The organism is Streptomyces albireticuli (assembly GCF_002192455.1).
GTDB classification, from domain to species: Bacteria; Actinomycetota; Actinomycetes; order Streptomycetales; family Streptomycetaceae; genus Streptomyces; species Streptomyces albireticuli_B.
This window is the reverse complement of record NZ_CP021744.1, coordinates 7,385,095-7,408,366: the sequence shown is the minus strand read 5'-3', so window position 1 is coordinate 7,408,366 and position 23,272 is coordinate 7,385,095. Positions and strand designations below refer to the sequence as shown.

At 73.7% G+C, this 23,272-nt stretch carries 16 protein-coding genes; 5 read left to right on the top strand and 11 right to left on the bottom strand.

The genetic code is table 11. The annotated features are described in order from the left end of the window. Nucleotides 1-28: 28 nt before the first annotated feature. Nucleotides 29-811, top strand: a complete 783-nt coding sequence (locus tag SMD11_RS31785) for a VOC family protein (protein ID WP_087929726.1) — start codon at nucleotides 29-31, stop codon at nucleotides 809-811. Between the two features lie 58 nt (nucleotides 812-869). On the opposite strand, the gene SMD11_RS31780 is transcribed toward SMD11_RS31785, so the two are convergent. Beyond that, the gene (locus tag SMD11_RS31780; RefSeq protein ID WP_087929725.1) at nucleotides 870-1,502 is read right to left on the bottom strand and encodes a 50S ribosomal protein L25/general stress protein Ctc; all 633 of its coding nucleotides are present in this window, start codon (nucleotides 1,500-1,502) and stop codon (nucleotides 870-872) included. Nucleotides 1,503-2,363: 861 nt separating this feature from the next. Here SMD11_RS31780 and SMD11_RS31765 point away from each other — a divergent pair. After that, complete coding sequence (locus tag SMD11_RS31765) at nucleotides 2,364-4,517, top strand: hypothetical protein (RefSeq protein WP_234366258.1); 2,154 nt, start codon at nucleotides 2,364-2,366, stop codon at nucleotides 4,515-4,517. Nucleotides 4,518-4,529: 12 nt separating this feature from the next. Here SMD11_RS31765 and SMD11_RS31760 read toward each other — a convergent pair whose 3' ends face one another. The 4 genes from SMD11_RS31760 to SMD11_RS31745 form a co-directional block, all read right to left on the bottom strand. Further along, nucleotides 4,530-5,591, bottom strand: a complete 1,062-nt coding sequence (locus tag SMD11_RS31760; protein WP_087929722.1) for a TolB family protein — start codon at nucleotides 5,589-5,591, stop codon at nucleotides 4,530-4,532. Between the two features lie 117 nt (nucleotides 5,592-5,708). Then, entirely contained in the window at nucleotides 5,709-7,028 is a 1,320-nt protein-coding gene (locus tag SMD11_RS31755) for a UDP-glucose dehydrogenase family protein (protein ID WP_087929721.1), read from the bottom strand. Between the two features lie 78 nt (nucleotides 7,029-7,106). Beyond that, on the bottom strand, nucleotides 7,107-7,544 hold the full coding sequence (locus SMD11_RS31750) for an NUDIX domain-containing protein (protein ID WP_087929720.1): 438 nt from the start codon (nucleotides 7,542-7,544) through the stop codon (nucleotides 7,107-7,109). A 28-nt stretch (nucleotides 7,545-7,572) separates the two neighbouring features. Further along, nucleotides 7,573-9,285, bottom strand: a complete 1,713-nt coding sequence (locus SMD11_RS31745) for an asparagine synthetase B family protein (RefSeq protein WP_267896875.1) — start codon at nucleotides 9,283-9,285, stop codon at nucleotides 7,573-7,575. A 339-nt stretch (nucleotides 9,286-9,624) separates the two neighbouring features. Between SMD11_RS31745 and SMD11_RS31740 the strand changes: the two genes are divergently transcribed. Further along, nucleotides 9,625-11,016, top strand: a complete 1,392-nt coding sequence (locus SMD11_RS31740) for a sporulation protein (protein ID WP_087929718.1) — start codon at nucleotides 9,625-9,627, stop codon at nucleotides 11,014-11,016. 24 nt (nucleotides 11,017-11,040) lie between these two features. Here the strand turns inward: SMD11_RS31740 and SMD11_RS31735 are convergent, their stop codons facing one another. From SMD11_RS31735 to SMD11_RS31720, 4 genes are all read right to left on the bottom strand, one after another. Further along, nucleotides 11,041-12,264, bottom strand: a complete 1,224-nt coding sequence (locus SMD11_RS31735) for a cytochrome P450 (protein WP_087929717.1) — start codon at nucleotides 12,262-12,264, stop codon at nucleotides 11,041-11,043. Between the two features lie 81 nt (nucleotides 12,265-12,345). Next, on the bottom strand, nucleotides 12,346-14,142 hold the full coding sequence (locus SMD11_RS31730; RefSeq protein WP_087929716.1) for an ABC transporter ATP-binding protein: 1,797 nt from the start codon (nucleotides 14,140-14,142) through the stop codon (nucleotides 12,346-12,348). Next, entirely contained in the window at nucleotides 14,139-15,281 is a 1,143-nt protein-coding gene (locus SMD11_RS31725; RefSeq protein WP_087929715.1) for a hypothetical protein, read from the bottom strand. Before SMD11_RS31725 ends, SMD11_RS31730 begins: the two co-directional genes overlap by 4 nt. Next, nucleotides 15,278-16,309, bottom strand: a complete 1,032-nt coding sequence (locus tag SMD11_RS31720) for a DUF1611 domain-containing protein (RefSeq protein WP_087929714.1) — start codon at nucleotides 16,307-16,309, stop codon at nucleotides 15,278-15,280. The genes SMD11_RS31725 and SMD11_RS31720 overlap by 4 nt, the downstream gene beginning before the upstream one ends. Before the next feature lie 342 nt (nucleotides 16,310-16,651). Here SMD11_RS31720 and SMD11_RS31715 point away from each other — a divergent pair, with 342 nt between their 5' ends. Together SMD11_RS31715 and SMD11_RS31710 are read left to right on the top strand one after the other, a co-directional pair. After that, entirely contained in the window at nucleotides 16,652-18,145 is a 1,494-nt protein-coding gene (locus tag SMD11_RS31715; protein ID WP_087930852.1) for an FAD-dependent monooxygenase, read from the top strand. A gap of 58 nt (nucleotides 18,146-18,203) precedes the next feature. After that, complete coding sequence (locus tag SMD11_RS31710) at nucleotides 18,204-18,812, top strand: WYL domain-containing protein (RefSeq protein WP_087929713.1); 609 nt, start codon at nucleotides 18,204-18,206, stop codon at nucleotides 18,810-18,812. Here the strand turns inward: SMD11_RS31710 and SMD11_RS31705 are convergent. Both SMD11_RS31705 and SMD11_RS31700 read right to left on the bottom strand, forming a co-directional pair. Beyond that, nucleotides 18,809-20,035 carry a lanthionine synthetase C family protein gene (locus SMD11_RS31705; RefSeq protein ID WP_159395417.1) on the bottom strand — a complete coding sequence of 409 codons (1,227 nt, stop codon included), beginning with the start codon at nucleotides 20,033-20,035 and terminating at the stop codon, nucleotides 18,809-18,811. The two genes, SMD11_RS31710 and SMD11_RS31705, sit on opposite strands and share 4 nt — an antisense overlap. Before the next feature lie 159 nt (nucleotides 20,036-20,194). Then, complete coding sequence (locus SMD11_RS31700; RefSeq protein WP_234366256.1) at nucleotides 20,195-23,236, bottom strand: lanthionine synthetase LanC family protein; 3,042 nt, start codon at nucleotides 23,234-23,236, stop codon at nucleotides 20,195-20,197. Nucleotides 23,237-23,272 lie beyond the last annotated feature (36 nt).

Below are 23,272 nucleotides of genomic sequence, written 5' to 3'. Positions count from 1 at the left end.
GCGAGGACCGTCGAAGGAGCACCCCACCATGCTCACCACAGACTTCGTGACCGGCGCGCCCAACTGGCTCGACCTCGGCAGCCCCGACACCGCGGCGTCCGCCGGGTTCTACGGGGCGGTGTTCGGCTGGGACCTCCGGTCCGCCGGTCCGGACGCGGGCGGTTACGGCTTCTTCCAGCAGGACGGCCGGACCGTGGCGGGGCTCGGCCCGCTGACCGAGGAGGGCGCGAGCCCCGCCTGGACGGTGTATTTCCGGACGCCCGACGCCGATGCCACGGCCAAGGCCGTGGAGCAGGGCGGCGGCACGGTCCGGGTGGCGCCGTTCGACGTCATGGACGCGGGGCGGATGTCCTGTCTCACCGACCCCGGCGGTGCCGAGTTCGCCGTCTGGCAGCCCGGGGCGGTGCAGGGGCTGGAGCGGACCACCGAGACCCACAGCCTGTGCTGGGCCGAGCTGCACACCGCGGACCCCGAGGCCGCCTTCGCCTTCTACCGCTCGCTGTTCGGGTGGCGGAGCCAGGAGATGGAGGTCGCGGAGATGACCTACCGCGTCCTGTCCACGGCCGAGGGCGACCCTCAGGAGGCCTCGTTCGGCGGCCTCGCCCCGGCCCAGGGGGACGGGGAGGAGCCGCGCTGGATCCCGTACTTCACCGTGGAGGACGCCGACGCGGTCGTCGCCACGTCCCAGGAGCACGGCGGCTCGGTGCTGATGCCCGCCGCGGACGTGCCGGAGGTCGGCCGGATCGCCTGGCTCGCCGACCCGTTCGGCGCCCCCTTCGCCGTCATCAAGCCGGCTCCGTCGGCGGCCTGACGACACGCCCGGCGCGCGGCCCCCGGTCCTCTCGGGAGGCCGCGCGCCCGGGCCCCGCTCAGCTCTCCTCGGCGGACTCCGGGGCCGCCGCCTCGGCCTCGGCGACCGCCGGCTCGCCCTCCTCCTCGGCCTCCTCCTCCGTCGGCTCCTCGGCCTGCGCGGCCACCACCTGGAGGACGGCGGCGTCCTCGTCGACGGCCAGCGTGCAGCCGCGCGGCAGCTCGATGTCCCCGGCCCGGATGGTGTGCCCGGCCTCCAGCCCCTCGACGGACACGGTGAACCCCTCCGGGATGTGGGTGGCCTCGGCCTCCACCGGCAGGGCGTTGAGGATGTGCTCCAGGAGGTTGCCGCCGGGTGCCAGCTCGCCCTCGGTGTGGACGGGCACCTCGACGGTCACCTTCTCGCCCTTCTTCACCGCCAGGAAGTCGACATGGACGAGGAAGCCGCGCAGCGCCTCTCTCTGGACCGCCTTGGGGATGACGAGTTCGCCCTTGCCCCCGATGTCCAGCTTGATCAGCACGTTCGGGGTCTTGAGCGCCATCATCAGCGCGTGGCCGTCGAGGGACACGTGCTTGGGATCCGCGCCGTGGCCGTAGATGACGGCCGGGACCTTGTTGGCGCGGCGGATGCGGCGGGCGTAGCCCTTGCCGAACTCGGTGCGCGGCTCGGCGGTCAGCTTTACCTCGGCCATGACGGCACTCCTCGTGTCCAGATGTAGCTGTCTGTAAGGGCGCCGGGAGTTTATCCAGCCTGCGGGCGGTGTGCGCCGACGCTGCTCCATCCGGCCCAACAACCGCCCCGAAGGTGCGCACGGGCGGGCGGGCGCGTGTTGAGCGGCCGCAGGACGCGGGCGTCGGGTATCGACGCGGCGCAGTGTTCGCAGACCTCGGCGAGCCGCCACAGCCGCCCCGTGTCGGTGTGCAGGATCACCTGGCCGGTGGCCTCGCCCCGGCAGCCGGGGACGGTCCAGGCGTGCCAGGCGCAGCCCTCCTTCCCGCAGCGGCAGCCGGTGCCCGGCGGCGGGGGCCCGGCCGCGTGGCCGTGGCCGGCGAGGTGGCCGGCCGCCGCCGTGCGGGCCGCGGCGGGCGTGGGCAGGGGCACGGGGTCGGGCCGGCATCCGGGCACGGAGCACCGGAGCGTCATGGTCCGCCGGTCCGGGTCCCGGTCCGTGGTGAGGTGCACGGTCCAGAGCCGGCCGACGGCCGGTACGGCGTGGTTCGCCACAACTCGCTCCCGAGGTCTTGGGTTTCCGTTCGGTTCCGGTGGTGTTGCCGCGGTGCGCGGCACCAGGTTCCAGGGTGCGGTGGCCGGGCCCGCCGGGACATCCCGGGCACGGGGATTGGCCGGAGGGCGACGCCGTCCCCCGGCCGGACGAGCGCTCCGCCCCCCGGCCGCCCCCCGGCCGGCCGCCGGCCGGGACGCGGGCCGGCCGGTGGCGGACGACCGGGCGGAGGGCCTCCCGCCGTATACGCGTTCGCCCGCCGGGGCGGGCGGGATCGGGCAGACTTTGCGGGCACCGTGCAGACACCGTCGCGAGGACGAGGGGAAGTCCATGAGCGGAATGCGAAGATTCAGCCGTCGAGGGATCTTACGGGCGGGCCTGGGGGCCGGCGGGGCGGCGCTGGCGGCACAGCTGACACCGGGGCTCCCGGGCCCGTACCACCTGCTGGACAGCCCGGCCTGGGCGGCGACCCCGGGGGCCCGGGCGGCCTTCCCCGAGTGGAGCCGCTACGCCCGGCTGGCCGACGGCACCTTCGACGAGGACGCCGATCCGCAGCTCGACATGAAGCCGGTCATCACGGCGCTCAAGGCCCAGAACGTCAATGTGATCGAGGTCGACACGATCCTCTCGCACTGGCTGACCGAGGCGGAGTTCACCGAACACCTGGGGAAGATCAAGAGCTTTGTGGAGCTGGCGCACGCCGCCGGGATCCGCGTGGTGATGTACTACCCGTCGCTCGAAGTGATCAGCATCGGCGGCGAGAAGGGCAAGTCGTTCTACAAGGACGGTGACGGCAAGTCCTGGGTGCAGCGCTCCCTGGACGGCAAGCCGAACGTCTTCTACGGCAGCCTGGTGGTCTGGGTCGACCCGGGTGACGAGAGCTGCTGGGTCAGCCCCGACTCCCCGTGGCGGGAGTTCTACCTGGGCCGGATCAAGGCGCTGGCGCGGACCGGTCTGGACGCCGTGTGGCCGGATGTGCCGATCTACTTCGACGGGGCGCTGAGCTGGTGCGACGGCTCCACCTGGGCGGCCGACGCCTTCCGGGCCGACACCGGGCTGGCGATGCCCGCCAAGGACGACTTCACCAGCCTGCCCTTCCGCCGCTACGTCGAGTGGCGGCACCACAACCTCAACCAGTGGCAGCTCGACATCGCCGCCGCCGGCCGGTCGGTCAACCCGGACCTGGTGACGTTCATCGAGACGGTCAGCATGGACTACCAGTACGCCACCTCGATCGGCCTGGACGGCGCGTACCTGCGCAAGGCCGACGGCGTGAGCCACGTCTGGGAGGTGGACATCCTCGGCAACTACGACGGGATGCGCCACGCGACGGCCACCGACTGGACCTGCCTGATCTCGATGTACAAATACGCGCGGGCGGCCAGCGGCACCAAGCCGGCGTGGGCGTTCTCCTACGGCTGGAAGGGCGACGACGCGTCGCTGGTGATGGCCGAACTGCTGGCGGCGGGCTGCAATCCGTACGAGGTGAAGAGCCCGTTCAAGGACGTGACGACCGACAAGGCGATGCGCACCCGGATGTACGCCTTCGTCGCCGCCAACCAGGCGAAGCTGTACGACACCGCGCCGGCGGCCCAGGTCGGCGTCTACCACTCGTCGGCGTCGCGGGACTTCGTCAGCCATTCGGTCGGCAGCGGTATGTACGCCAACGCCAAGCCGCCGACCGGGATCAAGGCCGACGACTGGTGGAGCTCGGGCAGCGCGGAGGAGAGCTGCACCACGCAGGCGTGGCTCGGCGAGTTCCGCGGCACGGTCAAGGCCCTGGTGTACGCGCACGTCCCGTTCTCCACCGTGACCAGCCCCGGGCTCACCGCCGACGACCTGACCGGCTACCGCGTGCTGATGCTGCCGAACCTCCAGGCGGTGTCGGACGAGGAGGCCGAGGTGCTGCGCGGCTTCGTCAACGGCGGCGGCACGGTGGTGATCACCGGCCCGGCGCCCACGGGCCTCGACCGGTTCGGATCCGCCCGTGCCGAGTACGCGCTGGCCGACGTGCTCGGCTTCCGCAAGGCGGACCCGCTGCCCGCCACCAAGGAGAATCGTTACGGCGCGGGCTTCTGTCACTACGTCAGGAACCTGATCGGCAAGAGCTATCTGGCCTCGACGGACCAGCCGAGCGCCGACCAGCTCCTCGCGCCGGTACGGGCCGCCGTCACCCCCTCGGTGACGCTGACGGGCGACCGGAGGATCCATCTGGAGGTGGGCACGCTCGGCGACGACACGGTCGTCCAGCTGGTCAACTTCACCCACTGCCAGGACACCCCGACCGCCTTCCGCACCACGCCGGCCACCTGTACGGTCTCGGTCGCGGTCCCGGCGGGCAAGCGGGTGCTCGCCGCCACGGTCAGCACGCCGGACGCGCCCTCCCCCGCCCCGCAGCCGGTCGCCTGGCGGGTCACCGGCTCCACGGCCGCGGTCGATCTGACGGTGGCGCAGTACTCCCTGCTGACCGTCACCACCGGCTGAGGCCCGCGGCCCTCACCGCGTGACCGCCCCGGGGGCGGGGATCCGCCACAGCGACGTCGGCCGGTCCTCGTCCCCCGGGTGCGCCTCGAAGGCGATCCACCGGCCGTCCGGTGACCAGCTGGGCGCGCCGTCGTAGCCGGCGGGGCTCCGGGTCACCCTGACCGGGGTCCCGCCGGTAGCGGGGATCACGAAGATCTGCGGCACCTCCAGGCCCCCGGCGGTGGAGGAGAAGACCACCGACCGGCCGTCGGGCGACCAGCTCGGGTCGGTGTGCTCGCCGGATCCGCCGGTGAGCCTGCGCAGGCCGGTGCCGTCGGCGCCCATCACGTACAGCGCCCAGGTGTCGCTGTCCCGCTCCCGCCGCTGGAAGACCAGCCGGTCCCCCTTCGGCGACCAGTTGGGCTGGCGGTTGTCCGTCCCGGTCGCGGGCCCGTCCAGCAGCCGCGTCGCCCCGCTGCCGTCGCGCCGCACCTTCCACAGGGACCCGAGCGCGGCCCGCGACGGCCGGCGCTCCTCGCTCCCCGTCTCCTCCTCCACGCTCTCCTGGAAGACGATCCACCGCCCGTCGGGCGAGAAGCTGGGCTCCAAGTAGCCCGACCTCCCCCGGTGTTCGGTGACCCGCACGGGCCGCTCGCCACCCGGCGGCAGCACCCACACCTCGTCGTGCCCGGCCCGGTCGGAGGCGAAGGTGACCCCGGCGGAGGGGTGCCAACTGGCACCCGGGAGGTTCACGGCGGCCCGGTCCGACTCGTCGAGCAGCGTGTCGGCCCGCCGCCCCGGCCCGGCGGCGCCACGACCGTCGAGCGGCAGCACCCGGAGGGCGGCGGCGCCCTCGTTGTAGCCGTCGTGGAAGAGGGTGAACAGCATCCGCCGCCCGTCGGGCGAGAACGCCGGATTCTGCGCGCTGGCCCGCCCCTCCCCCCGGTAGACGAGCCGGGCACCGTCGGGGCGCGTACCGCCGGGGTGGGTGCCGGTGGGGGCGGGCGGCCCGGGATCGGGTTCCCGGGACGTACCGCACGCGGTGAGGAGGAGGGCGGCGAGGGTGACGGCGAGGACGAGCGGTCGGCTGCGCACGTGTTGACGATAGGGGGTGGGGCCGAGTCGGTGCCCGCACAGTCGGCTATGAGGCCGACTTCAACGTACTGGTCGCCGTTCACGACCAGCACAGCCCCGGGACGGCTGCCGACGACATCAGCAGCACCCGAGGGACCGGAAATTCCATCCGGCTTGGCGCCAGCGGCCGGGATCGAGGGTGCCACGGCCGTCGACAACCTTGGTCCGGGAGACGTGGCTCGCGAGCCCGACAGGGCTGATGTCGGTGAACTCAGGCCATTCGGTCAGGTGCAGCAACAGGTCGGCGCGTTCGGCCGCGTCGAAGGCCGTGTCCGCGTAGTCGAGCTCCGGGTGAGCCTTGCGGGCGTTGTCGAGGGCCTTGGGATCGTGGACGGTGATATCGGCACCGAGCCGGTGGAGATGGGTGGCGACAGCGAGAGCGGGGGAGTCACGGATATCGTCGGTGCCGGGCTTGAAGGCCGCTCCCCAGACGGCGATGCGCTTGCCCTTGACGGTGCCGTCGAGCTGTTCGCGGGCAAGGTCGACCATGCGTTCGCGGCGACGCAGATTGATGGCGTCGACTTCGCGGAGGAGGCCCAGGGCCTGGTCGGTGCCGAGTTCACCTGCGCGGGCCATGAATCCGCGAAGGTCCTTGGGCAAGCAGCCGCCGCCGAAGCCGAGGCCGGGCCGCAGACCGCGGGCGCCGATGCGGCTGTCGTGGCCCAGGGCTTCGGCGAGCTGGTGGACGTCGGCGCCGGCTGCTTCGCACACCTCGGCGATGGCGTTGATGAACGAGATCTTCGTGGCGAGGAAGGCGTTCGCCGAGCCCTTGACCAGCTCGGCTGTTGCCAGACTGGTCGTGATCACCGGCGCTCCGGCTTCGATGATCTTGCCGAAGCACTGCCTCAGCACGCGCTCGGCGTGGGTGTGCTCGCTGGTGAAGCCGAGAACGAGGCGGTCGGGGTGGAGGGTGTCCTCGACGGCGTAGGACTCGCGCAGGAACTCCGGATTCCAGGCGACCTCGGTCTGCTCGCCCGCCGGGGCTTCCTCACGGAGAATCGCGGCAAGCCGCGGAGCGGTGCCGACCGGGACAGTGGACTTGCCGACCACGACGGCGGGGCGGTGCAGGTGGGGTGCGAGACTACGGACGGCGATGAAGAGGTCGTTGAGGTCGTAGGCGTCGGACCCGGCTCGCTGCGGTGTTCCGACGCCGAGGAAGTGCAGGTCGGCGAAGGACGCGACCTCAGCGTACGAGGCGGTGAACCTCAGGCGTCCGTCGGCGGTGTGCTTGGCCAGCAGGTCGTCCAGGCCGCGTTCGAAGAATGGGGCCTTCCCTGCTCCGAGGGCGAGAATCTTGTCGCGGTCGGTGTCCATGCCGAGGACTTCGTGGCCGAGCTCGGCCATGCAGGCGGCATGGGTGGCGCCGAGGTAGCCGCAACCGATGACGGTGAGCTTCATGAGGCTCTTCCTTCCGTAAGGGCAGTGTGGGGCCGCACACCGGCCCCACACCCGCCCCCGGTCAGGAAGGGGGAAGCATCAGGTAGGCCGGGCGACCAGGTAGCGGGTGATCCCGTCCCGGATGAACGGCGGGATCGTGAGAACCGGTAGATGTTCAGGAGCGAAGAACTGGAGCTTGACGCCCTCGGCCAGGGGGAGGCTCGTCTCGTCTCCGTCCCAGGAGGCGGAGAAGAAGGTGATGAGCTGGCCGGAGCCGGCCTCGTCACGGATCTCGAACAACTCGGTCAGGTCCCGGGCCGTGAGGCCGGCTTCTTCGTCCAGTTCGCGGGTGATCGTCTCGGTCGGGGTCTCACCGAGGTCGGTGCCCCCTCCGAGCAGGCTCCAGTGGGCGGGCCAGGCGATGCCGTCGATGTCGTCGCGCAAGTGCATCAGGACCTCGCCCCCGCAGTTGCTGATGATCGCGACGGCTCCACGGGCGGTGGACGGGCCCTTGGCGGTGGTGGTGTCGGAGTGCATCCCGACACCGTAGTGAGGTGAAGGCTCGTCATGCGGCTGCCTTCGCCGTCTGCTCGGAAAACCAGGTAGCTGCCATCAGAGCCAGCACGCGGGAGCGGTCGAACCTGCCGCCCGCCTCCAGTCCGCGCGCCAACAGCGTCCGCAGAGGTTCCGGCGCCTCGCCAAGGGCAGCACGAATCCGAGCGTCCGTCCATTGGGCGAGCGGGCCGGTCAGCCAGGCAGGGACCGGGGAAGCGAAGCCGAGCTTGTCCCGGCTGGCCCAGACCTCGCGCGGCAGACCCAGCGCTTTGGCGGCATCCCGCAGAATGCGCTTCCCTGCCGCAGGCTCGCTGATCTTGTGTTCGGTCGGGAGCCGGTAGGCCAGCTCCACGAGCTCGCGGGCCAGAAACGGCGAGCGCCGCTCCAGAGCGAAGGCGGAGGCGAGCTTGTCGCTGGTCATGACCAGCGGACGCCAGGCCGTCGCCAGTTCGGCGAGCGTGAGCGCGCGGGCCGTGTCGCCGCCCGCGCGGGTGAAGGCATCGGCCACCAGTTCACTGATCCTGCCGTCGGGGTCCGGGCCGCGAAGGATCAGCCGGGCGGCGGCCTCGGAAGGCTGCGTGGGTTGCCCGGCTGAGTGCAGCAACTTGCCTGCCAGAGGTCGGTACGCCTCCAGGCCGGCGCCCAGGACGGCTTCGGGGCCGAAGAGGATCAGGGCCTGCCGGACGTAGCCCATCAGGAACTCGTCCGGCCCCAAGCCGCCGATCACGACCTTGATGCCTCGCTCGGCGACGGCCCGGTAGGCCATGTATTCGGAGAAGGTCGAGGCATTGCCCATGGGGTAGTCCAACGCGTGGACCATGTGCGGCAGGGCGGTGGTGAAGTCGGTGGTGTCCGGCTCGACCACGATCAACTCGGCGTCGATGTCACGGGCGATGGAGGCGGCGATCTGTGACTCGTCGAGGCGGTCCTGGTCCCGGTAGCGGACGGTGACACAGACCGGCGGACGCATGAGATAGGCGAGCACCGAGGAGTCCAGGCCGCCCGACAGCAGCAACGCGAAGTCTCCCGAAGGGGCCCGCAGCGGAATCTGCTCGGCCAGAACGACGGAGAAGCGGGCCAGGGCCGGCGCGTAGTCGCTCTCCCAGGGCTCGCGGTCCTCCAGGCTCCACCAGGTGGTGTGCTCCAGAGATCCGGAGAAGAGGTCGAAGGACAGCAGGCCGGCCGGAGCCAGCAGCTGAACACCTTGGAACGGGGTCTCGACTCCGGTCGGGGTCTCGATGGCCAGCATCTCCGGGCGGACCACGAGCGATGCCATGCCGTAGCCGGTCAGGGTGGTGACCTCGGAGGCGAAAGCGAGCCGGCTGCCGTCCAGCCGCCAGTAGAGCGGCTTCTCCCCCAGCCGGTCCCTGGCCAGGAACAGCGTTCCGGCCTCACCCGCGCCGGGATCGTAGAGGGCCAGTGCGAACATGCCGTCCAGTCCGTCCAAGCAGGCGGGCCCGAACGTGACCCAAGCCTTCAGGACCAGGTGGGCATCGGTCTCGTGGCGGGCAAGCGCGATGCCCCAGGCGGTGGCCTGCTGCCGGAAGTTGTAGATCTCGCCGTTGAAGGCCAGCAGCAGCCCTGTGCTGACGTCGAGGTAGGGGCCGGGCCGGGCAGCCGGGTCAACGATCAGCAGGGTGTTCATGGCCAGCACGGCCCGCCCGTCCGATGAGGCGACTTGAAATGTGCCATCCGGTCCACGGTGTGCCTGGGACAGACCCATCGTCCGGACCGTCGTCCGGTGCCGGACAGCGTCGGTTCCGGCCAGTCCTGCGATTCCGCACATCTGGTTCACCCCCGTAAATTTCGGGATGTCTTGGCGACGGCCAAGGCCGGACCGCCCTATCTCTCGGCCGTGCCTCGGGCTCTCATCACAGCCGCCGGGCAAGACCCCGGGGAGGGCTCGCAGGGGGGCTCACAACTCGCAGACGGGGTTCACCCTGCGGCGAACAGGCAATACCCTCGGTCACCCGACACAGTGATTCGCATACGGCATTCCGTGGGCAGCCACGCGTGCGATTCCGTCGGCAAAGGTTCTTCGGATCGGCAGAGGGGAACGCCAGTGGCGTCGACCGCCCGCCGGACCCGTCCGCCCAACGCGGACCTGGCCCGGCTCATCGAAGCCGGTGGAGCGAGTCACAAAGCCCTCGCCCATCGCGTCAACCAGCTCGCGCAGGCCGCCGGGATGGAGACCGGCTACTCACATACCGCCATCGCGAACTGGTGTCGCCGGGGTATGACCCCGAAATGGCCGGTCCCCCGCCTCCTCGCTGAGGCCGTCGGCGAACGGCTCGGACGCCCCGTCTCACTGACGGAGATCGGAATGGGCGAGGCCGAGACACCGCAGGCGAACCTGGGACTGGAATTCCCCCGGGAACCCGCCGACGCCGTCCGCGTCGCCGCCTCCTTCTGGAGCACCGTGAACCGTCGCGACTTCCTCACCGGATCGAGCTTCGCGCTCTCCGCCTTCACCACGCCCGTTACCCGCTGCCTCGTCACCCCCGCCGACGACACCGCCCACCACTGTGGAGGGATTCAAGTCGGCCGCCTCGACCTGGACGAACTACGGGACGCCGCAGACGAAGCTCGCCGCTGGGACTCCAGATACGGCGGCGGGAACTGGCGAGCCAACTCCGTCACCACCTGCCTCGAACAACAAGCCGCCCCACTCCTTCAGGGCTCGTTCTCCGACGAGGTCGGCCGCGCACTGTTCTCCGTCACCGCCGAACTCTCCCGTCTGGCCGGCTGGACGGCCTTCGATGTCGGCCAGCACGAAGTGGCCCAGCGGCACTTCATCCAGGCTCTTCGCCTCGCCCGCGCCGGCGGCGACATCCAGCTCGGCTGCTACATCCTGACAACCATGGCCATGCAAGCCCTGATGCGAGGCTTCGCCGACGAAGCCATCGACATGGCCCAAGGCGCCTTCGAACGCGCCAAGCACAACGCCACACACCGGGTACTGGCATTCACCAAACTCATCGAAGCCCGCGCCCACGCGCGAACCGGAGACGAACGGGCCGCCTCCCGGGCCCTGTCCGCCTCGGAGAACCTCCTCGAACAAGCCCGCGGGGACACCGGAGACGATCCGGGCTGGATCGACTTCTATCACCACGCGCGACTGTCCGCCGATGCCGCCGAGGTCTTCCGGGACCTGAGGAACCCCAAGGCCGCCCTGGCCTGGAACCAGCGGGCCGCCGCCATGCAGCCCGGAGTCTTCACCCGGTCCGTCGGCATGCGACTCGCGATCGTGGGAACCGCCCACCTCCAGGCCCGAGACCTCGACCACGGTCTGGAACTGGGCAACCGGTCCGTCGACATCCTCGCCCGCGTGAAATCCACGCGGGCGTTGGACTACGTCCGTGAGTTCAACACCGCCCTGGCCCCCTGGCGTCGCGAACCGGCCGTCCGCGACTTCATCCACCGCACCCGCACCGAACTCGGCATCGCCGCATAGCCACTCACGGATGGATTCACATCCTCAGCGCAACAGAACCGGCAAGTCCTCCAGCCAGTTCATCGTCATGCTCTGCTGCCTCCGCACCTTCTCCGCCGGCACGGCCAGCCGCATCCGGGGGAAACGGTCCAGCAGCCGCCCGAAGAGGACCTCCATCTGCGCGTACGCCAGCAGCGACCCGATGCAGCGGTGCGTGCCGTGGCCCATGGCCAGGTGCTGGTGATCGGTGCGGGTGATGTCGAAGCGGTGCGGGTCGGGGAAGCGGCGCGGGTCGCGGTTGGCCGCGCCCACGGCGATCAGCAGGAACTCCCCGGCCGGGATGGTCACGCCCTCGCCCAGGTCCACCGGCTCGGCGGTGTGGCGCGGGCCCACCGCGCGGAACGGGCCCTCGTGGCGCAGGCATTCCTCGACCGCGCCCCGCAGCAGGCCGCGGTCCGCGAGCAGCGCGTCGTACTGACCGGGGTGGCGCAGGAGGGCGTACACGCCGTTGGTGAGGGCGTTGGCCGTCTCCACGCCCGCGATGAGCAGGAGGAACGCGGCCGAGGCGAGCTCGTGGCGGCTCAGCGCCCGGCGGCCCGCGCGCCGCGATCCCAGGGTGGACAGCAGACCACGGACGGGCTGGGCGCGGCCCCGGTCCACCAGCCGTTCGCCGAAGTCGGCGATGAACTGGGAGGACTTCTGGTCGCCCGGCGAGCTCCGGCGGCACATCAGGGGTTCGAACCAGGCGGGGAACGCCGCCTGTTCGTCGTCGCGCAGGCCGAGCAGCTCGCCGATCACGGCGATGGCGAAGGGATAGGCGATCCGCGCGCGGAACTCCACGGGCCCGGAGCCGCGGAGGGCGCCGAGGGTGTCGTCGGCGAAGACCTCGACGCGCCGGCGCATCGCCTCCACCGGGCCTCTGCTGAGCGCCTGCTGGGTGCTGTGGCGCAGGCGCTGGGGGTCCGGCGGATCGGCGCCGATCATATTGGCCCGGATGCGGGCGCTCGTCTCGCGCCGCCGTTCCGAGCGGACGGTATGTCGCTCGCGGCGGTCGGGCCGCTTCCACTCGTCCTTGCGGACGGCGGGCGAGGCCAGCAGCGTACGCGCCGCCTCGTAGCGCGGGACGAGCCACAGGCGGCTGCCGCTCACCCCGGTGACCAGAGTGGCGGGGGCCTGGGCCCGCAGGGCGTCGAGGACGGGGTGGGAGTTCTGGAAGAAGGCCGGGGTGAAGATCTCAGGCGGTGGGGCGACGGTCCGGTCGGGTGACACAGCGATCCTCCTCGAACGAGTGAGCAGGGCGGGTCGTCAGCGGCGCGGCGCCCCGCAAGCCTACCCAGGGTGGTCGGGTGATTACACATCGCTACCGGCGCTCCGTCGGACCGGCGCCGACGGCCTCACCACACCCGTATCCACCGCCTCTGTCGCCTCGTTCACCTCACCCGATGACAATCGCACCACCCGGGTCGCCATCCGCAGCAGCGCCGGCCGATGCGTCGTCATCACCACGGTCCGGCCCGCGACCAGCCGGCCCAGCGCGGCCACGACACACCGCTCCGTCTCCGGGTCGAGCCCCGACGTCGGCTCGTCCAGCAGCACGATCGGGGCGTCCGCGAGCAGCGCGCGGGCGATCCCCACGCGCTGGCGCTGACCGCCGGACAGCCCTGTGCCGCAGTCGCCGAGCCGGGTGTCCAGACCGTCCGGCAGCAGGTCGGCGAAGTCGGTGACCAGCGCCGCCTCCGCCGCCGCCCGCACGTCCGCGGGGCTCGCGTCCGGGCGCGCGTAGCGGATGTTGTCGGCCAGGGTGCCGGCGAAGAGGAAGGTGTCCTGGAGCACCGCCGTCACCTGCCGGCGCAGCCACCGCTCGGACAGTTCGGCCGTCGCCGTGCCGTCGATACGCACCTCGCCCCGTGTGGGCCGGTACAGCCCCGCGATCAGCGCGAGCGCCGTGGACTTGCCGGCCCCGTTGGGCCCGGTCAGCGCGACCCGTTCGCCGCGGCCGACGCTCAGGTCGAGACCGCGCAGCGCGGGCCGCTCCCCGTAGTCCATCGCGACCCCGGCGAAGTCGACGCGGCCCGCCGCGCGCTCCGGCAGCCCGGCGGGCGGTTCCCCCGCGGGCGCGCGCAGCGGGCACGGCTCGTCGAGGATCGCGGCGATCCGCTCCGCCGACGCCTGGCCCTGCGCGAACGTCCCGGCGAGCTTGGACAGCGCGCGCAGCGGGGCCACCATCCCCGTCAGATAACTGAGGGCGACGACGAGATGGCCGACGCTCCACCAGCCGCGCAGCACCCCCGTGCCGCCCACCCACAACAGCGCCGCCGTGCCGACCGCCGTGACCGACTCCACCAGCGGCACCCGGCGGGCCTGCACGTCCGCCGCCTCCAGGCCGGCGCGCAGCACACCATCGCTGCCGGCGGCGAAGTGCCGGTCGTGCAGCTCCTGACGGCCGAAGACATGGACCGTCCGGATGCCTTGGAGGGCCTCGGCGACGAGCCCGGTCAGCCGCCCCTCCGCCTCCCGGCGGCGCCGCGCGGCCCGGTGCCCGCGCCGCCGGTTGCGCACCCCGACGAGGAGCACGAGCGGTACGCAGCCGACGCCGATCAGCCCGAACCGCCAGTCCAGGAAGAGCAGCGCCGTCACGTACCCGGTGACCGAGAGGACACCGGGGAACAGCACCGAGAAGAAGGCGACCAGGCTGTCCTTGATCCGGCCGCAGTCGGTGATCACCCGGCTCGTGGACTCGCCCACGGCCTGCCCGTCGTGGTAGGCCAGCGGCAGCCGTTGCAGGTGGGCGAAGATCTCGCGGCGGATCGCCACGCTCATCCGCTCGCCCACCGCGTTCATCACCCGGTCGCCGGCGTAGTCGAACGCGGCCGACACCAGGGCCAGCAGCACCACCGCCCCGGCGGCCGTGGCGAGCATGGTGCTCCGCTCGGGGCCGAAGGCGTCCAGCGCGCCGCTCAGCGGATTGCCCGATCCGCTGCCGCCCAGCACCCGGTCGACGACGGCCGCGATCGGCCAGGGCGTCACCAGGTCCGTGACCATCTCGCAGATCCGCAGCCCGACGCCGAGGAGGAGCCGGGGCCGGTAGGGGGCGCCGAAGCCGCGGAAGAGCCGCGCCACCTGCCGGCCGCGGCGCCCCTCGCTCATCCGGGCAGGGCCGCCGCCGCGGCCTCGGGGAGGGCGGCGGCCAGGGCCCTCTCCCGCAGCGCCCGGTTGCTTCCCTCCGGGTGGATGCCGTGCCGCGCCATGGCCGCCAGGACCACCGGGGCGAGCGCGGGGTCCGCGGCGGTCATCTCCCGCAGCAGCGACGAGAACTGGTTACGCCGCTTCCGCTCCTCGGCCAGCGCGGCGGCCGTGAACTGCCCGGCCGCCTCCGCCCCCGTGCCCGAGCCGAGGCGTACGAGCCCGCGCAGCAGCATGGCGACGAACCGGTCGCTCTCGCCTCCGCCCTCCCGCACGGCCTGGTGCGCCGACCACAGGGCCGACGCCCAGACGGTGCCGTTGGCGTGCGTCTGCCCGCCCCGGCCGGGCCGCAGATGGGCCATGGTCCAGCACCGGTCGAGGCCGCGCCGGCGCTGGTCCCACGGCGGCACGTGCCCGCGGTGCCAGCCGTGGATGTCCGGGGTGCCCAGCTGCATCGCCGTCAGGAAGTCGGCGGTGCCCTCGTCCAGCGCGTTCTTCCCGCTGTGCTGCCCGTCCGGCGGCCGCAGCCGGTTGACCTTGAAGTCCGCGGTGTGCCGGCAGACGTGGTGCCCCACCTCGTGACAGACGACCGCCGCGTCGTGCGCGGGCGCGTGGAAGTACGAGCCGACGGACGGCCCCGGGAGATAGGCGTCGCCGCCGCCGAGGTGGACCTCGCCGGCCCACGAGATCCGGTACGGCTCGGCCGGTTCCGCTTCGCCGGGCAGCCGGTAGTGCCCGCCGCCCCAGCGGACGGGCGAGTCGTGCGCCCCGATCCGTACGGTCAGGTGCGGCAGCGGCCGGCCCAGCAGCCGCGCGGCCGACCGCAGCAGCCGCTGCGCCCGGTAGGCGGTGTTGCCGACGCCGAAGGCGCGCGCCCTCCGCTCGGCCCCGGCCTCCGCCAGCGGGCCCCCGCCCGCCGCCGGTTCGACGGCCAGGTCCGTACCGCCGGAGTCGTCGAAGAGCGCGCCGCCGCGCTCGTCGCGCACGGTGACCTCCGGCGACCACAGCTCGGCGGGCCCGGTCACCTCCGCGTCCAGCTCCACCTCGGCCAGGATCCCCGGGCCGGGTGTGCCGTCCTCGCGGTAGGCCCCGACCCGGATCACCTGCCGCCCGCCGTGGCCAGGGCCACCGGGCCCGCGAGCAGTTCCACCGCGGCCCCGTCGGCCAGCCGGGCCGGTGACAGCACCGGCAGCCCGGTGACCGCCGCGGCCTCCCGGGCCGCCAGCGGGCCGGCCGTCACCAGGCCGCTCACGGCCAGCACCCGCACCCCGAGGGCGGACAGCAGGTCGACGCCCGCGCTCGCGGCCAGCGCGTCACCCACCGCCAGCACGACGCCGTCGCAGACCTCGGGCAGCGCGGCCGTGAGCGTGCGGGTCTCGTGCTGGAGCAGCCCGTCCGCGAGCTCCAGGACGATCGCGCCGGCGCCGTCGTGTGCCAGTGCGTCCCGCATCGCCGTCATCGCCGCGAGGAGCCGCTCGACGGGATAGCCGAAGGTCGACGGCATCCCGAAGTCCAGGAAGTCGGTCACGTGCCGGGCCCCGGCGTCCAGGTAGGCCCAGCGGTCCTTGCCGCTGCCGGTTCCGGTGACCTTCGCGGCGCCGGGCACCAGCCCCGCGCGGGCCCAGCCGGTCAGCAGGCCGGCCGCCGTGGTGGTCTTGCCGGCGTTCATCGACGAGCCGACGACCGCCAGGACGCGGGGCCGCTCGGCGGGCGGTGGCGGTGCGGGCCGGGCGAACCGGTCGAGGGACAGCGGCCGGTCGTCCTCGCCGGCCAGCGCGCCGAGGATCGTCAGCTCGGTCGGCGCCGTGCAGCCGGTGTGCCAGGAGACGGCGGTGCCGATGACGCCGCCGGAGGTCAGCAGGTGCGCCCGCGGGCCCGGCCGGTGGTAGCCCTCGTACGAGTCCGTCGCGTAGCGGTTGCCGCAGGCGCCGACCACCAGATCGCCGGTGCGCAGCCGGACCCGTCTGCCGTGCGTGTCCTCCAGCCGGCCGCCGCCTCCCACCCGGTCGACGCCCGCCACCACCAGATCGCCCGGCCGGTGCGGCGTGGCGAGCCCGCCGAGCCGGCACCGGCCCGGCGCGGTGACGCCCCGCGTGACATGGCTCCACTTCGCCGTGGACAGATCCCTCATCAGCTCTCCCAGCGGGCGTGCGCATCCTGCTGACGCAGCGTCACCCGCGCCCCCATGGTCAGCGTCCCGCGGCGCCTCGGCAATCCGGCACGCGGTGCCTTGGCGAACTCATGGAACGGATGGTTCCGCTTTGCGCGCCGTCCGGAACCGGTCCATCGGGGCCCCGGCCGCCAGGCCCGGGCGGCCCGTCCGTCCGCCCGGCCGGTCCGCGGTTCCCCACGGCCCCCGTGTCCCCCATCGGATGGGTTACGAGTGATGAGCTGATGTACGACGTGCCGGTGCGTCACACTCCGCCCAACCGGAAATCGCGGGTTGCACGGCGAACAGGGCGGGGGCCTGGACATGGACGTCGGCTACGGAACGGACGGCAGCGGCTTCGAGGTGATCATCGCCGGGGCGGGCCCGACCGGCCTGACCCTCGCCTGCGACCTGGCCCGGCGCGGCGTGCGCGCCCTCCTCGTCGAGCAGGGCGGCAGACTCTTCCCCGGCTCGCGCGGCAAGGGCATCCAGCCGCGCACCCAGGAGGTGTTCGACGACCTCGGCGTCATCGAGACCGTACGGGCCGTCGGCGGACCGCACCCCACCATGCGGCGCTGGGAGAACGGCGAGCCGCGCGGCGACTGGGACATGTTCCAGCGCTACGCCCCCACACCGGACGTGCCCTACCCCGAGGTGTGGGCCGTGCCGCAGTGGCGCACCCAGGAGATCCTGCACACCCGGCTGCGGCAGCTCGGCGGTGACGTGGCCTTCGGGGTCACCCTCACCGGTCTGACCCAGGGGGACGGGGGCGTCGAGGTCCGGCTCGCCCACGGCCCGGACGGCAGGGAGCACCTGGTGCGCGCCGCGTACGTGGTCGGCGCGGACGGCGGCCGCAGCACCGTGCGCGCCGCCCTCGGCATCGGCCGTACCGGCGAGACGGTCGACGCCCGCCCCGCGATCGTCGCCGACGTCCGGGTCGACGGCCTCGACCGGGACCGCTGGCACGTCTGGCCGGAGCCGAAGGGCGGCGGCCTCGCCCTGTGCCCGCTCGCCTGCACCGACTCCTTCCAGCTCCAGGCCCACTTCGACGACGAGGACGCCCGCCCCGACATCTCCGAGGCGGGCGTGCGCCGGCTGATCGCCGAGCGGACGCACCTGGCCGCGCGCGACGTCCGCGAGGTGCTGTGGGCCTCGCACTTCCGGGTCGAGGCCGCGCTCGCCGACTCCTACCGGTCGGGCCGCGTCCTCCTCGCGGGCGACGCCGCGCACGTCCACTCGCCGGTCGGCGGCCAGGGCCTCAACACCGGTGTGCAGGACGCGTACAACCTCGGCTGGAAGCTCGGCCTCGTCCTGCGGCACGGCGCCGGCCCCGCCCTCCTCGACACCTACGAGCACGAACGGCGGCCCGTCGCGGCCGAGGTCCTCGCCGTCAGCACCCGGCTGCACCGCTCCGCCCGGCTCACGGACCGCATCCCGGCCCGGCGGCGCGGCACCGCCACCCGCCAGCTGGCCATGGGCTACCGCGGCGGCCCGCTCACCGTCGAGACCCGGCCGGGCCTGCCCGAGGACGCGCTCCGGGCGGGCGACCGTGCCCCCGACGGACCCTGCGGCGAGGGCCGGCTGTTCGACCTCTTCCGCGGCCCGCACTTCACGCTGCTGGCCTTCGGCCCGGTGGAACTGCCGCTCGTCGCGTCGTCCCTGGTGGTGACGCACCGGGTCCCGGCGGACTCCGGCGCCGTGTGCCGCGCGTACGCGGCGCGCGGGCTGTTCCTGGTGCGGCCGGACGGGTACGTGGGGTGGGCCGGGGACGGGGCCGGCGGGGTCATGGACTATCTGGGGCGGCTGGGCCTGTCCTGACGCGGACAGTCCTACGGGCACAGGAACAGCAGCGCTCAGACCAAGGTCGACGGCCGGCATGCTGCTGGAGCTGGCCGCCGCGTGCCGCCGGGGCGAGCGCGCCCGCCTGTCGTACCGCGGCTGGGAGGGGAAGGCCACGGTCCGCGACGTCGACCCGTACCGCCTCGTCCACACGGGCCGTCGGTGGTATTTCGTCGCCCGGGACGTGACACGGGGACAGTCGCGGGCCTTCCGGGCCGACAGGGCCGACCGCCTCCAGCTCATCGGGCAACCGGTGGATCTCAGCGACCCGCCCGACCCGGCGCTGCTCGTCTCCCGCTCCGTCGCGACCGGCCCCTACCAGGTCTGTGCAACGATCCGCCTCCCGGTGCCCATGGACCGGGCGTTGCGGCTGATCCCCTCGACAATCGGATCCCACCGCGCCGAAGGCCCCGGCGTCACCATCGTCGATGTCGGCGGTCCCGACGCGGACGGACTCGCCCGGTACCTCCTCGGCCTGGCCACGCCCCTGCGGGTCCTGTCACCGGAGTCCGTACGGCAGGCCCTGCTGCGCCGTACCCGGGAACTCTTCGAGGAGAACACGCCCGGCTTCCCCCGGCAGAGCGACCCCGCATGGGAAAGGCCACCCGCGGAACCGCACGCCGCCGACCAGGACGACACCGCCTAGGACAGCAGCAACACCCGGTCCCAGTCCGGTGGTACGTCCGTCGCGGCCGACAGGAAGGCCAGGACCGCGCCCGCCGCGCCGTCGAGGAAGCCGGGGCCGGCCGCCGAGGTCCGCAGGCGGGTGGCCGACGCGTCGGCGAGCGCGGCCGCCGCGCCCGCGAGCTCGGGGTCACCTGTGTCGTGGGCGAAGCGCACCGTGATCTGGAGGAGTCCGGCCAGGCCGTGGCAGAGGCCCGTGCCGTCCCTAATAGGGCGGCGGAGGACTGCCTTCAACGCCTGGATCGCGAGGGCGCGCAGAGGGGCGTCGTCGAGGGCCGTTCCCGCGTGCCACAGGGCGCGGGCGATCCCGGGGGCGCCCCGGCACCACGAGGCGGGTGCCGCGGCGGGGCGTGCGGGCGTAGGGCCGCCGGGCGGTGGGAGCGGGACCAGGGCGGGCCAGTCGGGGCCCTGGGCGTCGTCGGAGCGGTGGTCTGCCAGCCGTTCCGCCAGCCGGGCGACGGCCGCGCGCTGTCCGGCGACGGTGACGCCCTCGGTGAGGGCCAGGGACAGCAGGGCGAGCGGCCCGGCGATGCCGTGGGCCACGCCGCAGTCGACGGCGCCGTGCGGGGAACGCGCCCGCCGGGCGGGGTCGTTCAGGGCTTCGGGAGGGGTGAACAAGTGGGGCGTCCCCGCCCGGTCGGCGCCGCTGAGCGCGACGAGGGCGGTGAGCACCTCGCACAGGGCCGCGCGGGCGGCCGGTTCCTCGTGCCGGCACAGCAGGTAGGCCCCGGTGCCGGTCACCCCGGAGATGACGTCGAACGCCCGGGCCGGCGGGCCGTGCGGGTCGGCGCCGAGCGCGCGGGCCCGTACGGCCGCCCGCTCCACTACGTGCTCGTGCGCCGCCGAGTGGGACGGGGCCCCGGGCGACAGCGCCCAGGCGGCGAAGGCGAGGCCCGCGAGCCCGCCGAACAGCCCCGGCGCGGCGTCCGGTCCACCGAGGCGCGCGGCACCCTCGGCCGTGGCGGCGAGATATCCCTCGGCCATGCCGCCCCAGCCCTCCCCCGGCCGGCAGCGGTCCAGTTGCCGGAAGGCCAGGACGAGCCCCGGGCCGCCGTCGGCGAGGTCGGGGTGGACGCGGGCGGGCACCCGGCGCGGTCGGCCGGTGAGGGCGGTGACGAGTTCGAGGGCCTCGGCGGCCTCGCGGTCCCGGAGGACGGCTGACCAGGTGGTGGTGCTTTCGGGCAACGTGTCGCCTCCGGTGGGGACATGGGTCAGGGGCGGGAGTTCCGTACGGCCCGGTCGCGGCGGCCGTACGGAACCTGCGTGACGGCGTCAGGGCGACGGCGTCACGAGTCCTGGCAACGCGGGCCGACGTCCGTGCACTGACCGCTCGTCCAGTCGGTGTCACAGCACATCACCGGTTCCAGCGTCCGTTCGTCCGTCTCCGGCAGTTCTTGCAGCTCCAGAACCTCGCTCTCCATGGTTCCCACCTCCTCTCGGGGTGTCGGAGGTACGTGCGGTGGTGGTGCCCCGCCCGGCGGTGTCGAGCAGCCAGGGGCGGCCGCCTCCGTGGGCGAGACGCAGGAGGAAGTCCAGGGCACCGGCGAGACCCACGTGGTAACTCGCGTGGACCTCGCGGAGGGTCTCGTCCGGTACCAGCAGCCGGCCGTCGCGCCGGGCCGCCCGGAGGTACAGGCAGTCGGCGGCCTCGGCCGCCCACGCGCGATAGCGCTCCCGGCCCGTCGCGTCGGCGAGGTCGAGCAGCAGATGGGCGTTGCCCGCGACGCCGTGGCAGGTGCCGGGGCCGAGCCGCCAGCGGTCCCGGTGGACGGCGACGGCGGCGCGTTCGGCGTACTCGCGGAAGGCCGTCTCACCGGTCGCCCGCCACAGCCGGACCAGCAGCGTGCCGATACCGGAGGCGCCGTGGCACCAGAAGTCGAGACCCATGCGCTCGGTCCGGCCCGGCCCCTTGGGCCAGCGCGCCGCGTCCCCCTCCCGCTCCGCCACCGCGCACAGGGCGTGGCCGCCCGCCGCCGCGATCTCGACGAGCTCCGGCCGTCCGAGGTCACGGCCCACGACGAGCAGGAACGCGGCCTGTCCGGCGACGCCGTGGCCGAAGCCGTACGAGGCGGAGCCCGCCAGCTCGGCGCGGTGGCCGGGGCCGAGCGGCCAGTCCACGCCACGGGCGCCCGGCCGGGTGGTGAGGCGCAGCAACCGGTCCGCGCACTCCGACGCCCGGTCGGCGAAGCGCGGGTCGCCCGTGGTCCGCCAGAGGCGGAGCTGCGCGAGACCGGCGCCGGCGAGGCCGTGGCAGATGTCGGGGTTGTGCCAGTCGAGGGGGATCCGCAGCGCGTACTCCCGGGCCCGCTCGGCCAGCGCGCGGTCGCCGAGGGTGCGCGCGGCGTCGTGCAGCGCCCAGACGGCGCCGGAGCGGCCGAAGTAGAGGCCGGGCAGGATCCGGCTGGGCAGGGTGAGCCGCTCGTCCAGCCAGTGGGCGGCGGTCCGCAGCACGGGCCCGGCCTCGGGGTGCGCGCCGGAGCGGACCGCCCGGTCGAGCACGGCCAGCACACCGGCGGCGCCCAGTTGGACGTTGCAGGGGTCGCCGTACGGGAGGGAGCGGGGCGGCTGCCACAGGTACTCGCCGGAGGGCGTGAGGGTCGCGGCGAGGTGGGCGAGGCCGTCGTGGAGCAGGCGGTGGAGCCGGGCGGGGGTGTGACCGGTGGCGGGTGGTGGTGCGGCTGGTTCCGGGCACGCGGCCGCCCCTGGTGCGGCGGGGCCGGTCCGTACGGCTGGGCCCGCGTGCATGGTCGGGCCGACGTTTACGGCCGGATCGGCGTTCACGACCGGACCAGCGCATACGACCGGCTCGGAACGTACCACCGGTTCCACCTGTAAGGCCGCTTCGGTACGTTCCACCCGCTCAGCCCCCTCCTCTCGTACGACCGCCTCGGCTCTCAGGAAAGCCGCCGCCTTCTCCAGCGGCCAGCGGGCCGGCGCGTCCGCCGTGAGGCCGAGGACGAGCGGCGCCAGTGCGCGCAGCGATGGGCAGTCCGGTGCGGCGGCCTCGACGAGCGCGGCGAGCCGTTCGCCGGCCGGGCGTCTCGGGGGCGTGTCCGCGGCGAGGACCGGGTTGATGCCGGAGGTGGCGTGGAGGAGGGTGGCGCCGAGGCTGAAGCAGTCGGCTTCGGGGCCGGGCGCGGGAGGCGGGACGCCGCTGTCGCGGCCGGGGTCACGGAGGGATTCGGGTACGGGCCTTCCGGCGGCCGGGCGGCCGGCCGCCGGGACGCCACCGAGGTCCTCGGACACGGCGGCGCCGTCCGGGCACTCCGCCGCCGCGCCGGCGTCGCGGTCCTCGGCCACGACGAGGCCGTCGAGGTGTTCGAGGTGCTCCGGTGCCGTGAAACCCGGGGTGCCCGCCGGGGCCGCCCGGCCGCCGAAGCGGACCGCGCACTCCAGGTCGACGAGTACGGGCGCGCCGTCGGGCGTCATCATCACGTTGCTCGGCTTGAGGTCGCGCACCACGAAACCCGCCGCGTGCACGTCCCCGAGGAGGCCGGTGAGGTCGCGGGCGAGGCGCCAGGCCACCGGCACGGGTAATCGTCCGCCGTGGCGGGCCGCCCGCTCGGCGGCCCATTCGTGCAGGGGCGCGCCGTCGATCAGGTCCTCCGCCAGGAAGACGTGCCCGGCCGCCTCGAACACCTCGCGGACGGCCGGGGTGACACCGAGCGGTGCGAGCCGGGCCAGGACGTCCGCCTCGTGGCGCAGCGCGTCCCGGGCGTCGCCGCCCCGGCCCGCGGCGATGTGCGGGCGCGCCTCCTTGAGCAGGACGCCGGTGCCGGTCCGCCGGTCGTGCGCCCGGTAGACGCCGCCCCGGTTGGAGTGCCGTACCGCCTCGCGGACGAGGTAGCGGCCGGCGAGGAGCACGGGGTCGCCGCGGCGCCGGGAGGGGCCCGGGCGTACGGGCGGGGGGAAGGGCGGCGGGGCCCAGGCGGGCGGCGAGAACCAGGGGTTGCGCTCGTCGGTGACGAACGTCCCGTCGGGGGCTCTCAGCCGGCCCGCGTAGAAGCCCTCGTCGTCGAGCTCGCGCGGCCGGGCGAAGCATCCGTAGCGGTAGTGGACGAGGCTGTCCGGCCGGTAGCGCCGGTCGGAGAGGATGGCGGGGCCGGTGAGGCCGAGGGTGGCGCGGTGGAGGGTGGCGGCGAGCTCGCGCAGCTGATCGTCGTCGTCGGGGTAGGCGGTGAGGAACTTTCCCGACTGGGGCCGTGGGGCGCGTACGGAGGTGAGTTCGGCGAGGACGCGGGGCGAGGCGGCGAACTTGAAGGCGCAGGCGTGGGCCACGAGGACGGGGACCGCGCGCTCCAGCACGTGCGGGGCGGAGTCGGGCGTCGCGGAGAGGTGGAGCTTCCAGCCTTGCTGCCGGCGCGCGTAGTGCGGCGGGGTGACCACGCACCAGGTGTCACCGTCCCGGAGTGTCCATGGCGG

Coding starts and splice junctions, on each gene's coding strand:
- SMD11_RS31785 (WP_087929726.1), top strand. CDS start 29: ATGCTCACCACAGACTTCGTGACCGGCGCGCCCAACTGGCTCGACCTC.
- SMD11_RS31745 (WP_267896875.1), bottom strand. CDS start 9,285: ATGGGTCTGTCCCAGGCACACCGTGGACCGGATGGCACATTTCAAGTC.
- SMD11_RS31720 (WP_087929714.1), bottom strand. CDS start 16,309: ATGAGGGATCTGTCCACGGCGAAGTGGAGCCATGTCACGCGGGGCGTC.
- SMD11_RS31715 (WP_087930852.1), top strand. CDS start 16,652: ATGGACGTCGGCTACGGAACGGACGGCAGCGGCTTCGAGGTGATCATC.
- SMD11_RS31755 (WP_087929721.1), bottom strand. CDS start 7,028: ATGAAGCTCACCGTCATCGGTTGCGGCTACCTCGGCGCCACCCATGCC.
- SMD11_RS31750 (WP_087929720.1), bottom strand. CDS start 7,544: ATGCACTCCGACACCACCACCGCCAAGGGCCCGTCCACCGCCCGTGGA.
- SMD11_RS31710 (WP_087929713.1), top strand. CDS start 18,204: ATGCTGCTGGAGCTGGCCGCCGCGTGCCGCCGGGGCGAGCGCGCCCGC.
- SMD11_RS31730 (WP_087929716.1), bottom strand. CDS start 14,142: ATGAGCGAGGGGCGCCGCGGCCGGCAGGTGGCGCGGCTCTTCCGCGGC.
- SMD11_RS31780 (WP_087929725.1), bottom strand. CDS start 1,502: ATGGCCGAGGTAAAGCTGACCGCCGAGCCGCGCACCGAGTTCGGCAAG.
- SMD11_RS31765 (WP_234366258.1), top strand. CDS start 2,364: ATGAGCGGAATGCGAAGATTCAGCCGTCGAGGGATCTTACGGGCGGGC.